This is a genomic window from Streptomyces iconiensis, from assembly GCF_028657195.3.
Lineage (GTDB): Bacteria > Actinomycetota > Actinomycetes > Streptomycetales > Streptomycetaceae > Streptomyces > Streptomyces iconiensis.
Window position 1 is genome coordinate 77,633 of sequence record NZ_JANCPR020000002.1, and the last position, 14,094, is coordinate 91,726.

The 14,094-nt window shown below is 73.4% G+C and carries 11 protein-coding genes; 8 read left to right on the top strand and 3 right to left on the bottom strand.

Annotated elements, in window-relative coordinates; all coding sequences use genetic code 11:
* Nucleotides 1–54: 54 nt before the first annotated feature.
* Nucleotides 55–864, bottom strand: a complete 810-nt coding sequence (locus NMN56_RS02045; protein ID WP_274043633.1) for a helix-turn-helix transcriptional regulator — start codon at nt 862–864, stop codon at nt 55–57.
* A 70-nt stretch (nt 865–934) separates the two neighbouring features.
* Between NMN56_RS02045 and NMN56_RS02050 the strand changes: the two genes are divergently transcribed.
* From NMN56_RS02050 to NMN56_RS02085, 8 genes are all read left to right on the top strand, one after another.
* Nucleotides 935–1,651: an SDR family oxidoreductase gene (locus NMN56_RS02050; protein ID WP_274043632.1), complete on the top strand. Its 717-nt coding sequence runs from the start codon at nt 935–937 to the stop codon at nt 1,649–1,651.
* A 262-nt stretch (nt 1,652–1,913) separates the two neighbouring features.
* Nucleotides 1,914–2,795, top strand: a complete 882-nt coding sequence (locus tag NMN56_RS02055) for a universal stress protein (protein WP_274043708.1) — start codon at nt 1,914–1,916, stop codon at nt 2,793–2,795.
* A 41-nt stretch (nt 2,796–2,836) separates the two neighbouring features.
* Nucleotides 2,837–3,880 carry a universal stress protein gene (locus tag NMN56_RS02060; RefSeq protein WP_274043631.1) on the top strand — a complete coding sequence of 348 codons (1,044 nt, stop codon included), beginning with the start codon at nt 2,837–2,839 and terminating at the stop codon, nt 3,878–3,880.
* A 170-nt stretch (nt 3,881–4,050) separates the two neighbouring features.
* Nucleotides 4,051–4,947, top strand: coding sequence for a CPBP family intramembrane glutamic endopeptidase (locus tag NMN56_RS02065; protein ID WP_274043630.1), 897 nt, complete (start codon nt 4,051–4,053; stop codon nt 4,945–4,947).
* A 486-nt stretch (nt 4,948–5,433) separates the two neighbouring features.
* The gene (locus tag NMN56_RS02070; RefSeq protein WP_280842772.1) at nt 5,434–6,486 is read left to right on the top strand and encodes a cytochrome P450; all 1,053 of its coding nucleotides are present in this window, start codon (nt 5,434–5,436) and stop codon (nt 6,484–6,486) included.
* Between the two features lie 257 nt (nt 6,487–6,743).
* Nucleotides 6,744–7,859 (top strand): ArsR/SmtB family transcription factor, encoded by a 1,116-nt coding sequence (locus NMN56_RS02075; protein WP_274043628.1) that lies wholly within the window; start codon nt 6,744–6,746, stop codon nt 7,857–7,859.
* Nucleotides 7,860–7,995: 136 nt separating this feature from the next.
* The gene (locus tag NMN56_RS02080; protein ID WP_274043627.1) at nt 7,996–8,403 is read left to right on the top strand and encodes a hypothetical protein; all 408 of its coding nucleotides are present in this window, start codon (nt 7,996–7,998) and stop codon (nt 8,401–8,403) included.
* Between the two features lie 389 nt (nt 8,404–8,792).
* Nucleotides 8,793–9,377: a TetR-like C-terminal domain-containing protein gene (locus NMN56_RS02085; RefSeq protein ID WP_274043626.1), complete on the top strand. Its 585-nt coding sequence runs from the start codon at nt 8,793–8,795 to the stop codon at nt 9,375–9,377.
* Between the two features lie 121 nt (nt 9,378–9,498).
* Here NMN56_RS02085 and NMN56_RS02090 read toward each other — a convergent pair whose 3' ends face one another.
* Complete coding sequence (locus tag NMN56_RS02090; RefSeq protein ID WP_274043625.1) at nt 9,499–10,716, bottom strand: cytochrome P450; 1,218 nt, start codon at nt 10,714–10,716, stop codon at nt 9,499–9,501.
* Nucleotides 10,717–10,868: 152 nt separating this feature from the next.
* Nucleotides 10,869–13,979: a LuxR C-terminal-related transcriptional regulator gene (locus NMN56_RS02095; RefSeq protein WP_274043624.1), complete on the bottom strand. Its 3,111-nt coding sequence runs from the start codon at nt 13,977–13,979 to the stop codon at nt 10,869–10,871.
* Nucleotides 13,980–14,094 lie beyond the last annotated feature (115 nt).

Genomic DNA, 14,094 nt, shown 5'->3' on the forward strand with positions numbered 1-14,094 from the left:
TGCTCCGGATCGCGGGGGCGGTTCCCGGTGCGTCGCCCGCGTGGACCCTGGCGCTCACGTATGTGCCGCGAGCCGGTCCAGGGAGCGCGCGGTGGGTGACCCGGGGTCGGCCGTCATCAGGACGACCTCCTGGTCGTCCTCGGGCACGAGCAGCACGTCGCAATTCAGCCGCAGCGAACCCGCCGTCGGGTGGTCGAGGGACTTCGTACGGTGGCCGGGAGCGTGGACGGGGCGTGCCTCCCACAGCTGCCGGAACTCCTCGCTTCCCGCGTGGAGTTCGGCCAGCAGCGCGGCGAGGCCCTCGTCGTGCGGGTAGCGGTCGGCCGCCCGGCGCAGCCGCGCCACCACGATGTGCCCGAACTCCTCGGAGCTGGAACTCTCGTACAGCCGGCCCGCACGGAGGAAGCGGCGCCGCGCCAGGTTCACCTGGCCGCGTTCCAGGTCGCCGCCGAGCAGCGCCTGGGCCAGGGGGTTCCAGGCGACGACACCGTAGGCGGCGTCGGTGACGATCGCACCGGTCTCCGGCAGCCGCCGCAGCATCCGGGCCACATGGGGCCGCACACGCCGCACGGCGCTGTGGCCCGGCGGCACGCCCGTACCCGCGAGACCGAACAGGTGGCCGCGCTCGGCCGGTGTGAGCCGCAGCGCCTCCACCAGCGCTTCCAGGATCCGGGGCGAGGGGCGTGGGCCGCGCGCCTGCTCCAGCCGGGTGTAGTAGTCGACCGACATGTGGGCCAGCTCCGCCACCTCTTCACGCCGCAGGCCCGGCGTGCGGCGGGGGGTTCCGGACGGCAGGCCGAAGGCGTCGGGGCGGAGCGCCGCGCGGCGCTCCCGCAGGAAACGGGCCAGTTCCTCGCGCGGCACGGTGTCTCCTCCCCTGCCTGGTACAGGTTGTCCCTGGCGGGCAGCGTGCCGCCGGGGAATCGTAGATGTCATGAACGATCGCACAGCACTTGTCACCGGTGCCAACAAAGGAATCGGCAAGCACATCGCCGAGCAGCTCGCCGCCGAGGGCTTCACCGTTCTCGTGGGGTCCCGCGACGCCGGGCGCGGGCAGCGGGCCGCCGAGGAGATCGGCGGCGACGCACGCGCTCTGGTTCTCGACGTGACCGACATCAACAGCGTCGCCGAGGCCGCGGCGCAGGTGGAGCACCTGGACGTCCTGGTCAACAACGCCGGCGTCTCCCTCTCGATGGCCCCGCCGTCCGAGGCGGGGGCCGACGAGTTCCGGCTCACCTTCGAGACGAACGTCTTCTCCGTCGTCGAGGTCACCAACGCGTTCCTTCCCGCCCTGCGCCGCGCGCCGCACCCCCGCGTCGTCAACGTCTCCAGCGGCACCAGTTCACTCACCTGGAGCACGGGCCCCAATCCGCAGTTCGCACCCGGCAACGCAGGCGCCGCCGCTTACCGGTCCTCCAAGACCGCTCTCAACGCGCTGACCGTCTTCTACGCCCAGGAACTGGCCGAAGAGGGCTTCAAGGTCAACGCGCTGGCCCCCGGCCTGCGCGCCACCGACCTCAACCCCACAGCGAGCGCCTCCGGCGGCGACCCCACCGAGGCCGCCCACGGGGCCGTACGCCTGGCCCTGCTCCCCGACGACGGCCCCACCGGCACGTTCTTCTCCTGGGACGGCACGCCTGTGCCGTGGTGAACGCCGGGGCCGGGAGGGTGCGGGTGGCCGCGACGGGGTGCGGGCGCGCCGGCGGACACGGAGGCGGATACGGGTGCGCTGGCAGGTGCGGATACGGATACGGGTGCGCTGGCAGGGTGCGGTTCCCGGTGGTGTCCTGAGAGGGACCCCGTCCGGGAGAGCCGCAGGCCAGGCGGCTCCCGGAAGCTCGGAGGCTCGGAGGCACAGAGGGGCGAGCGAGGACGGGCGAGGACGAACAAGTGCGAGCGAGGTGGCCGTCTTGGTGCAGCGGGTCGTGGTCGGCGTCGACGGTTCCCCCGAGAGCGGCGCCGCCCTCACCTGGGCAGCGGCCGACGCCGCACGGCGCGGGGTGGCGCTGCGCGTGGTGTACGCGGAGGACGTACCGGCCGGCCACCGGCTGGAGGCCGCGGGCCCGTCGGGACCGCCGGGTGAGGGTGACGAAGAGCTGCGGTACTGGCCGCAGATGTGCACGCGGGCCGCCTGTGCGCAGGCCGCCGATCTCCTACCCGGTCTGGAGATCGAGTCGGAGGTCGTGGAGGAGGAGACCGTCAGGGCCCTGGTCGCCGAGGGCGCGGACGCCGGAGAACTGGTCATCGGCTCGCGCGCGCTGGACAGGATCAGCCGGTTCGTACTGGGCTCCGTCGGCCTGCCCGTGATCGGTCACGCCACGGCTCCCGTCGTGGCCGTACGCGAGGGCGCCGAACAGGTGGCACCCGGGGCGCCGGTCGTCGTCGCCGTGGACCTGCACCACACGTACGACGACGTCCTCGGCTTCGCCTTCGAGGCCGCGCGGCTGCGCGAAGCGCCGCTGCGTGTCCTGCACGCGTGGAGCGTACGGGCGCTCTACTCCTACCCCTCGGCGCTGCCTGAGCCCGCCGTGGTCGACCAGGCGGCGAGCGGCGCGCAACGCTCGCTCGAACAGGCCGTACGCCCCAGGCAGGAGCGCTTTCCCGAGGTCGCCGTCGAGGTCGAGACCGCGACCGGAGCCGTCGCACCCTATGTGCTGGACAGCAGCGCCGATGCCGGTCTGCTGGTGGTCGGGCGCCTCCTGCGCGAGCGGCGTCTCCCTGTACCCGTAGGTCCCGTCACCCACGCGGTGCTGCACCACGCACCGTGCCCGGTGGCCGTCGTGCCCCACCACTGACCGGCGGCCCCGCGAACCGGGACCGGGAGAGGAACGCAGCCATGGCCCCTACCCTCACGGTCGGCGTGGACGGGATCCCGGCCAGCCGCTCGGCGGCGCTGTGGGCGGCCGAGGAGGCCGCACTGCGGGACGCGCTCCTCCGCGTCGTCCGCGTCCAGCCGCCGGGCTCCTCCCCGGACACCCCCGACTCCGCACCCCTCGGCCCCCACCACACCGGCTCCGGTGCTCCTGGGTCCGACGCTTCCGGTCCCGGTCCCGCCGACTCCCGTCCCGGCGGCTCCGGTCCCACCGACTCCGATCCCGCCGGTCAACGGCCCGCCGGTGGGGAGCTGTTGATCGACCCCTCCCTGGCGCCGCTCGCACACGACCTCACGGACCGCCACCCCGGCCTCCGTCTCGACGCGCTGCTCCTCCCCGGCGAACCGAAGGAGGCGCTCAGGGAGCTGTCCCGCAGCTCGGACCTCCTCGTCGTCGGCTCACGCGGCCTGGGCGCGGTGCGCGGCTTCCTCGTCGGCTCCGTCGCCCTGCCCACGGTCGCGCAGGCGGACTGCCCCGTCGTCCTGGTACGCGCGGGGACGGAATCCGGAGGCCGGACCGGCGACGAGGGCGAGGGCGACGAGGCCGGAACGGGGGCCCGCGGTGGGGAGACAGCGCCGCCGGGCGGGATCGCGGTGGGCGTGGACGTGCACACGCCGTGCGAGGAGATGCTCCGCTTCGCGTTCGACGAGGCACGGATCCGCTCGGCGCCCCTGAAGGTGCGACACGGCTGGAACCCGCCCCCCGTCTACGGAGCCCGCCCGTTCCCGCTCGCCGCGACGGCCCTCGAAGACGTTCTCGCGACCCGCGCCGACGCCCTGACGCGGATGCTGCGCCCCTGGTGCGCCGCGTACCCGGATGTCACCGTCGACGCCCGCGCCGTGCTGACGCCGCCCACCGGGCTGCTGGTGGAGACCGCCGCCGATGCCTCGCTGCTCGTCGTCGGCCGGAACCGCCGCCGCCCCCTCCTGGTCCCGCACCTCGGCCCCATCACACACGGAGTCCTGAACCACGCCCCGGCCCCGGTCGCCGTCGTCCCCCACACGTGAACGGAGCGGGCCCGTGCGGTGGCGCTCTGCCACCGCTGACGAGGCGCCATCCCCCGTGCGAGCTACCCAGGTGTCCGCCGCAGCGGGATGTGGCGGTCGGTGCCGCGTCCCTAATCTCAAGGGTGTCCGCAGGGCAGTCGCCGCGGAAATCCAGTGAGAGGACCGTCATCATGGCGCGCGCGGGCAACCAGGAAACACCCCTTCAGCAGGGCGAACTCTCCACAGGCCGACTCCGGTTGCGTACGTTCCGGTTTCCCGTTCTCGTGGTCGCGCTGCTAGGTGTGATGGCGGCGACCGCCGGGATCAACCAGCTGGTCGCGCCCCTCGCGTTCCTCGCACTGCCGGTGGGCATCGGCCTCGCGCTCGCCGGTCTTGCCTGCTACCGCTGGCTGGCCCGTACGGTCGAACTACGCGCAGAAATCGGCGAGTTGGCGCAGGCCGGCAGATGGTCGCTGTTGCGGCGGGGCGCGCTGCTCGGGTTCGGCGCCTTCACGGCGCTGATGCTGCTGATCGGGATGTTCGGCGGCTGGAAGGACCTGTCCTGGGGCTCCGTCGGCGGGCTCGTCGCCACCGCCGGCATGATGGCGGGCGTCGCGGTCACCGAGGAGGCGCTGTTCCGGGGGGTCGTCTTCCGCATCCTGGAGGAGCGTACGGGCACCGTGGTCTCGCTCACCGTGTCCTCGGTGCTGTTCGGCGCGACGCACCTGGTCAACACGAACGCGACCCTGTGGGGCACGCTCGCGATCGCCATGACAGGCGGGCTCATGCTGTCCGCCGCCTATGTCGTGACCCGCTCGCTGTGGCTGCCGATCGGCCTGCACTTCGCGTGGAACTTCACGCATGCCGGGATCTTCGGTGCCGTACTCTCCGGTTCCGGCACCGCGCCCCACGGGCTGCTGGACACCACGCTGTCCGGCCCGTCCCTGCTGACCGGCGGCAGCTTCGGTCCCGAGGCCAGCCTCGTCGCGCTGCTGGTGTGCGCAGGACCCACCGCGTTCCTGCTCCGGAAGGCGGCCCGCACCGGCCAGATACAGCGCCGCCCCCGCGCGCTCCGGTCGCCCGCCTGACCGCCTGACCGCCTGACCGCCGACGAGCGGGAGGCCGGGAGACGGACGAGTCCCCCGAAGCCGCGTACCGGTACCGTCCGGTACGCGGCTTCGGCGTGCGTGACACGTTCAGCTTCGTCCGTACGACGGGCGCCGCAGCCGAGACCGGATGTCCGGAAAACGCCGTCAACCAGAGCCGTAGGCGACATCAATCGAGGGGTGGACGCGCGGCACGCGCCGACGCCCTAGCTTTCTCCGTGGCCGCAACCTCGCCAGCGCCGGCCGCAGGGGGCAACGGAGCATGGACCTCGTACGACGGACCGCACGGACAGCCACGACCACCGCGCCTGCGACCACCGCGCCTGCGGCCCCGGCGCCGTGCTGGTGAGCACGGGTACGGGCCGAGGTGGCCTACGCCGGTTCCGGCGCGACCCGTTGGGGTGCGTCGAGGAGCTGGCGCACCGCAGCCCGTCGGCCGTCTTCCCGCTTCCGTGGGGCGGCTGGTGCGTGCGTGACACGGAGCCGGCGCTGACGGTACTGCGCGACCCGCTCTTCAACTCGGGGACCTCCGCCTTCTTCGGCGATCTGCTCCCGACACGCGACGCGCAGACCGCGGTGGGCCGCGCCGTACGGAACGCGGTACGGGACCGCCTCCCCGACTGCCGCGCCCAGCTCGCCGAAGCAGCCGCCCGCCTGCCCGCTGACACCCGCTGGCCCGACGCGGGACCGATGCTGGTGTACCGGGGTACGGCAGACCTGCTGTTGCACCCCGAAGCCCCGTACGCACTGCGGCAGTTGCTCGAACATTCCGTGACCGCCGGCCTGCTGGTACGCCCGCAGCGGATACGGCAGCGCGTGCGCGTGGAGGCGCTGCGGCCCAGGCTGTTCGCGGCGCTGGCCGCTCATGTGCGGGACCGCCGCGAGGAGGGCCTGCGCGGCGGCGGGCCGCGGGACATGCTCGACGCCGTGCTCGGCGCCTGCCCTCCTGAGGCCACCGACCGTACGGTGGTCGAGCTGTACGTGCTGCTGTTCCGTTCGGTCGTGGGGAACATCGGCTACACCGTGGCGTGGACACTGCTGCTGGCCGGCCTCCACAGCACGCGCGGTGCGCCGCCGCCGTGGCCGGCCGACTGGACCGTACGGGAGGCGGCACGGCACCGCCCGTTCGTCTGGATGGTCGGCCGCCCCGTGCCCCACGCCCTCGAAGTCGGCGGCGTCCCCTTCGAGTCCGGCACGGTGCTGTCCGTCAGCCCGTATCTGCTCCACCACGACGCGGACCGCTGGCCGCGCCCTGACGCCTTCGAGCCCGAGCGCTGGGAACGCCCGGACAGGTGCGGCCCCTGTCTGCCCTTCAGCACGGGCCCGTTCACCTGCGCCGGGGCGGCGGTCGCGCACAGCCTCGCCACGGAGGCGGTGGCCCAGCTCACCACCGGCGCCCTGGTCACGGTCTCCGACGGCGACCCGCGCCCCCTCGTCACCAACGCGGCCGTGCCCCGTCCCTTCACCCTTCACCGCGGCACACACCGCCGCGTGAAAGCCCACACGCCCGGAAGGAGGTGAACTCCATGGCCGCGATCGCCCGCCGTCTCTTCACGAACAAGCCGGCACGTCAGTGGAACCACACCTGGGAATGGTGACCCCACTCCCCCGGCAAAGGGCCCGCACATCCGGCACAGGATGTGCGGGCCTCCACGGTCCGCCCCCGCCACGCGTCCCGCACACGCAGCGTGCCCGCGGAAACACGCTTGGTTTGCCCGCCGGTGCCCCAACACGGTTGAATTGCCCGGGAGTTGTGCGGGGAGCGACAGAGGGCGGGCATGCTACGCATCCACTTCACGGGGGCCGACCTGATCCGTACGCAGGTGGCCCAGGGGCCTGACCCGCTGTGGGAGTGCGTGTTCAGCCTCCAGATACTGCGAGCACGTTACGGACGCTTCGCCTTCGCCGAATGGCGGTCCCTGGTACGCCGGGAGCTGCGCCTGCCCCGGCGCGCCGACCCGCAAGGGGGGCCTGAGCCGGCGCCCTGGCGCGCTGCGGGAGCGCACGCGGCGCACCGGCTGCTGCCGCTCGTCCCCGACGCGAGCTACTTCCCCGACTTCCTCACCCCGCCCGAGGGCCTGCTCGGCCTGGAGGCGGGCATCGAGGCGGTGTCCGCGACCCCGGCCGCGAGGGTCGGGCACGAACTGGGCATCCTGCACGACCGCGTGGGCGCTCCCGACTGGGCGCGGGAGCTGGCCGGGCGCTCTTCGCGGCCCCGTGCGGCACTGGGCCGGATGCTGGCCGACTACCACCGGCTCGCGCTCGCACCGTACTGGCCCCGTATCCTCGCCCGCGCCCAGGCCGACCGGGCCGTACGGATGCGCGCCCTGCACGCGGGCGGCCCGGATGCGCTGCTGCGGACCTTCAGGCCCGGCATGCGCTGGACGCCGCCGGTACTGGGGCTGCCGGGCCACCCGGTGGACCGCGACCTCCATCTGGGCGGGCGCGGGCTGCTGTTGATCCCCTCGCACTTCTGCTGGGGGCGGCCGGTGCCGCTCGCCGACCCGGAGCTGCCGCCCACGCTGGTGTACCCGATGGAACGCGACCCCCAGTGGCTCAGCGGGCCGACTCCCGCCGGGCGGGCCATGGCCGAACCACGGCGCCTGGCGCGGCTGTTGGGTGAGACGCGCAGTGCCGTACTGGGGGCCGTGGCGGCCGTCACCCCGGCGGGCGGCGCCACGACGACCGGGCTGGCCGAACGTCTCGGCGTCTCACCCTCGGCCGTCAGCCAGCAGACGTCCGTACTGCGCGAGGCCGGTCTGCTGACCAGCCGCCGGCACGCCAACTGCGTCTTCCACCACCTCACCCCGCTCGGTGAGGCACTGCTGGGCGAGACGCCTCGCGTGGGCGAGAAGCCTCCCGGCGAGCCACCGCCGGGCGCGTTGCACGGGTAAGCCAGCGCATACGCCCATGACCTGCGTGTTGAAGCCTCCGCTGCACCTCGGATGTGGGGCGGCGGCTCCCGGAGCAGCCTGGTACAGCGCGCCCCGGCGTACGGGACCGGGGCCGGTGAACGCACGGGAGAACACGGTGACCACGAAGAACCAGGACCGACGGCACACCTTCCTCGCGGCAGCGGCGGCGGCCCTGCTCGCCGGTGGCCTCACCTTCGGCGGCGTCACCAGCGCCGCCGGGCAACCATCCGTAGCACCGGGCGCGCGCACCCCCGTGCAGGCCGGGCTGGTGGCGGGGCCGGGGCTGACGGCGGCGGAGGCGGCGCTGGCGAAGAAGTGCAGGAAGATGGGTTACGGCAGGGCGATCGGGGTCGTCACCTGCCCGGGATCGTTCGGCGCCTTCAAAGTGCGGGTCTGGTGCACCTGGGCAGGTAAGGGCCTGAGCAACAGCTTCAAGAAATACCGGAACTCGGCCAGGTGCAGCACCGGCCACGTCCACGAGAAGCGCGAGCCCGCCCCGATCGAGATCATCAAGCGGCATTAGGCGCCTCCACCCCCGGCGCAGGCCAAGGACCACGGCGAGAGATCGCGCCCGGGCAGCGGCGCGGTCGGCGGCGCGGACAGGAGCGCCGGCAGCGCGGGACCAACGGGGGTGCGGGGAGCCGACGGACAAGCCACCACTGTCCGCTGTCCACCACCCCGCGGTCCGCGGTCCGCGCTCCTCGGACAGCGGCGCCCCCTCCCGGCAGGCCCAGCCGGGACACACGGCCCGCCCTTCCCCGGCCACGGGGGGACCGGTTGCGGAAGGGCGGGCCCGGCCGAAGCGCCGGGCCCACAGGGCCGGCCGCCCGTCGACGTCCCGCGGTCCCACCCGGACGTCGCGCGCACGTCCCGCGCATGTCCCACGAACAGGCCGCCCACTATGCTGCGAACGTGCCCGCCCAACCAGTCGACCGCCGCGTCCGCCGCTCCCGTACGGCCCTTGAGGCCGCACTGCTGGAGCTGATCGCCGAGCGGGAACTGAGCCAGATCTCCGTCTCGGACCTCACCGGCCGGGCGGATGTGCACCGTTCGACCTTCTACGAGCACTACACCGATGTGCACGACCTGGCGGCTTCCGCGTGCACCCAGATGTTCGACCAGCTCATCACCGCGACCGCCGCGCTTCCCGCCGACGACATCTCGTCGCAAGAGGCCGCACATCACGCGCTGACCAGCGTGTTCGGGCACGTGGCCGAACACCGCCCGCTCTACCGCGCGCTGCTCGGCGCCGACGGCAGCGCGCGGGTGATGAACCATCTGCTGGAACAGATGGCCGACGGCGTACGCACCGGCCTCGGCAAGCGTGCGCGGCGCCGCACGGACCTGACGCCCTCGGCACCGGCCGCGGCCTTCATCGCCGGCGCGCTGCTCGGCACGATCACCGACTGGCTGCGCCGCGGCTGCCCGGAGACCCCCGAGGAACTCAGCGCGACAGTCTGGCCACTCCTGCTCGCCACCCCGACCCGGCCCCACTGACCCTGCCACCGGGCACCGTTGACCTCACCGGGACACGACGAGACCACGGGCGCGGCGATCCTCGTACGGGGATCCCTCTCATCTCGTCGAAACGGACATCACGACGGCACGACGGCCGCCGCTACCACCGCACCGGCACCTCGCACAGTCCGCCGACCACCAGGCCCTCCACACGCTCCAGGTCACCGGCCGGAACGTCCAGTTCCAGCGACGGCAGCTTGCGCAGCAACGTCTCCAGCGCGACGTGCAGTTCGGTACGGGCCAGCGCCTGGCCCAGGCACGAGTGGGGGCCGGCGCCGAACGTCAGGTGGGGGTTCAAAGAACGGCTCAGATCCATCTCGTCAGCGCCGTCGAAGACCGTCTCGTCGCGGTTGGCCGCCGGCATGCTGCAGATCACGGTGGTGCCGCGCGGCAGCGTCTCGCCGTCGACCTCGACGTCCTCGCTGAGGTAACGCCGCAGGCCGAAGCCGAGGTTGGCGTCGAAGCGCAGCACCTCTTCGACGGCCGTACGCACCAGTGAAGGATCGGCCAGCAGCCGCTCCCAGCGGGTACGGTCGGCCAGCAGCATGGCGACCATCTTGCCGATCATGTTCGCTGTGGTCTCGTGTCCCGCCACCAGCAACGACAGCCCGGTGGCGCAGAGTTCGTCGTCGGAGAGCCCCACCCCCTCGCCCGCGCTCTCCTCGATGAGCATGCTGAGCAGGTCGTCGGCGGGAGCGGCGCGCTTGGCCGTGATGAGTCCCGACATGTAGGCGACGAACTCCGCCTGGGCGGCCTCGGTCTCCGCCCTGGTGAACCGGGTGAGGCTGAGCATCGCGTCGGACCAGTGGGAGAAGCGGTCCCGGTCGGCGGCGGGCACGCCGAGCATGTCGCAGATCACGTACACCGGCAGCGGGAAGCCCACATGGGCCCTGAGGTCCGCCGGGCTGCCCCGCTCCACCATGCCGTCGACCAGCTTCTCCGCGATCCCGGTCATCGCGGGCCGCAGCGCCGTCATGCGCTTCGCCGTGAACCACTTGCCCACCTGGCGCCGCCACCTCTGGTGCGGCTCCCCCTTGCCGGGAACGAGCACCGACGAGTCACCGGAGACGGCGGCACCGCCCGCCCCACCCGGCGCGGGCCGCGCGGCGCCGTCCTGCGCCGTGGGACGCGAGAAGCGCCGGTCGGCGAGCATGTTCTTCACATGCTCGTGACGGGTCAGCAGCGTCGCGCGGTCACCGCTGGGCAGCTCGACCGCTGCCACAGGGCAGCGCTGCCGCAACCGCTCCCACTCGGCGGGCGGCTCCAGCGCCGCCTCGTACGCCAACGGGTACGGCACGACCTGTTCTTCCTGCCCCATCTCGCATCCCCTTCCCGAAGCACGGCGTGACACCGCATCACTTCCCTACACCTGTAGGTTAGGCGGCAGGTGTGGAGGGGTCCAGAGCGCGTGCCCCGCTCCCGGCGGGTGCGCGGCAGCCGGCGCCTCTTCCCGTGGGGCCCGTACGGCTGTCACTCCTTCTCGCGGAGCGCAGCGCGCAGCTCAGCGCGCCGGCTGATCCCCAACTTCCGGTAGGTGCTCGTCAGATGGGTCTCGACAGTGCGCCGCGCGAGCTGGAGCAGATCGGCGATCTCCCCGTTCGTCAGGCCGTCGGCGGCGAATCCGGCGACGCGGCGCTCGCTGCCCGTAAGAGACAGGGGGCCGGTGCGCGCGCTCGCTGTGCGGCGCGCTCCGCCGTCCCGCAGCGCGTCCTCGGCGAGCCTCTGAAGCCGGAGAGCGCCGAGGCGTTCGGCATGTACGGCCGCCTCCCTGAGCTGGTCGCGGGCGCGTGCCCGCTCCCCTGCCGTGGTGAGTCGGCGTCCCTGCGCGAGCAGCGCCGAGACGAGTTCCGTGCCTGGCGGCGCGTTCCGCAGTACGCGTACGGCCTCAGTGGCGAGGTCGAGGCCGCGACGGCCGTCCGAGACGGCGGCCAGGCCCCGCAGTGCGCGCCCCACCGTCCGGGGCGTGTCCCACACCCGTGCGAGGCGCAGCTCCTTCTCGGCCAGCGCGAGCGCCTCCCGCCGTCTGCCGAGGGCGAGGCAGCACTCGGCGGCTGCCGTGCGCCATGGGGTGACGACCGGGCTGTGGACCTCGCGCGCCGCCTGGCGCCGCCCGCACTCAAGGAAGTCGTGCAGAGCGCCCGCCGGGTCGCCCGCGGCGAGCCGCTGCACACCCCGCGCGTACAGGAACCGGTTCACCTCCCAGGAGTCCGGGGCCTCGCTGAGGTCGAACCGTGCCGCGAAGCGCGCGGCCCGCTCCGTACGGCCCGTCTCCACCAGCGCGATCAGGGCGTGCGCATGCCTGTTGCACGGTCCGGCCGGGCCCGGGCCGGCTTCCTCGGTTTCCGGTGCGGCGGCGAGCAGGTGCGGGAGGTCGTACCGGGCGGCGGCGACGTCCGTGCGTACGTTCAGCAGCGCGTCCCGCATCGGGTGCAGCAGCGGGGGGTGCTGCCCGGACAGGCCGCGCTCGACGAGCCGCTCCGCCTCTTCGAGTTCGTCGGCCCACTGGGCGACGGCGGCGGCCGTGCCCAGCAGAAAGGGCTCGGCAAGCGGCTCGGCGGGCTCGGCGAGCAGCGCGTGCAGCCGTTCCATCGCGCTGCGCGCCGATGTGAGCCCTGCCGTCGCCGCATGCCGTACGAGCAGGGCCTGTCCGGCCGTGCCGACCCCCTCGGGCGCCTGCTCGGCGCTGGCCCGCAGCAGCCGGTACACCTCCCGTCTGGTCGTCTGGTCCTGGTCGGACAGCAGCGCGGTGGTGTTGCGCAAGGTGAGGGCGAGGTCGGGGTTGTCGGCCAACTGTCCGTCCAGCCCGCGCAGCAGGTCCATGGCGGCATGGACCTTGCCGCGGCCGATCAGCGCCGTGCCGAAGGCCATCGCCGCGCGCACCGTGCCCTGCGGGGTGCCGGGCAGCCGCAACGCCTCGGAGAACCGCGGCAGTCCGGCCGTGGAGCGCTGGTCCGCGTACTCCAGGGACCCCAGCTCGGTGAGCAGCCGCTGCCGTTCGGCCCCCGGCATCGGCTCGGCAAGGGCGCGGCGCAGCAAGGCGACGGCGTGGCCGGGGCTGTTGTCGCGCACGGCGGATGCGGCGGTGTCCGTCAGCACCGACAGGGCCCATGGCTCGCCGACGGGCGAGGCGCGCAGTAACCGCCGGGCCACCTCCTGGGTGCGGTCGCCGCGCCGCATCATCGCCGCTGCCGCCGCCCGGTTGGCCGTCTGCCGCCTGGCCGCGGTCCAGCCGCTCAACACGGCGTCGCGCACGAGGGGATGGGCGTAGCGGTGCCTGCCTGAGCACTCGCGCAGCAGGCCGAGCCGTGTCATCGCGGTGAGCCAGCCGCCGACGCGTACGGGGTCGGCTCCGGTCACCTCACCGAGCAACGCGGCCAGGCGCGCGTGGGGGCTGTCGGCGAGACCGGTGCGGTCGGTGTGATCGGTGCAATCGGTGTGATCGGCGCAATCGGTGTGATCGGCGCGGTGGGCGAGATCGGCTGGATCCGGTGGGTACGCCTTCGCCGGTCCTGTGACGCCGGCGGGTTCTGTATCCGCGCTCGGGCCTGCTGGCGCTGGGGGGCCAGGCGCGCGCCCCCCGTGCTCGGCGTGCTCGGCGTCCCCGCCGCTCTCACCGTCGCCGGCCTCCCGGCCGCCGCTCATGTCGCCCTCGTCGTCCTCGTCCAGCGCCGCGAGCGTGCGCGCCACCTCTGCCGTCGTGTGTCCCGCGCTGTCCAGCCACCATGCGACAGCCGCCGGGTACGCGCCCGAATACAGCTCGGCGCACGTCTCCGGCACGGTGGCGGTGGCGGAGGACCCGCCGTCGAGGTCGTTGAGGAGAGCCAGGTCGTCCAGTAAGGCGTTCAGGAGCAGAGGGCTGGCCGTACCGGCCCGTAAGCAGCAGTCGACCCACTGCTCGCTCGCCGCGGGGAAGGCCGAGCGTATGAGTGCCGTTGCCGAGTTGCCGGTCAGCGGGGCGAGGGTGCCGGTGCGGACGACGGCGGGCGGGAGCGTGTGCGTGAAGCCGGCCGGGGACGGGTCGATGTCGTACTGGCCTCGTTCGGTCACCACGAGCAGCACGGGGAAACGGTCGATGTGTCGTGCCACCTCGGTGAGCCAGCGGCGCGAGGCGCCGTCGGCGAGGTGAACGTCGTCGACGGCGACCAGCAGCGGTGCCCCGGTGGCGTACGGGCCGAGCAGCCGCCACGGCCTGTCCTCGCTCCCGTCCTGGCCCCCGTCCCGGCCGCTCGGCACGCCGTCGGCCAACTCCGGTGCCGAGCTGAGGAGATGGCGTACGGCGGCGAAGGGGAGCGCGCCCTCGTCAGGGGAGCAGCGGGCGCGCAGCACGCGCATTCCGCTCTCCGCCGCGCGCTGGGCGGCGGCCTCCAGCACGCTGGTGCGTCCGGTCCCGGTGGCCCCGCGCAGCAGCACCAGGCGGCCTGCGCCGCCACGGGTGCTCTCGGCTCCGGCCGCCAACAGGCCGAGCGCGTCCTGGTGTTCACGTGCGGTGGGGATCGTTCCGCTGTCCTGCCGCTGATGCCGTGCGGCTGATCTCGTGGTACCGCTCGTGGTGCTCCACGATGCATGAACCTCTTCTGACATAGCAGGGTGGATCCGGAACACCTGTCACCAGCCTTACCTTGGCGGCATGTACGTGGACATGGGAGGAATCGGATGCCCACCATATTTCGCGGCACAACCTCCACCGGCGTTGCCG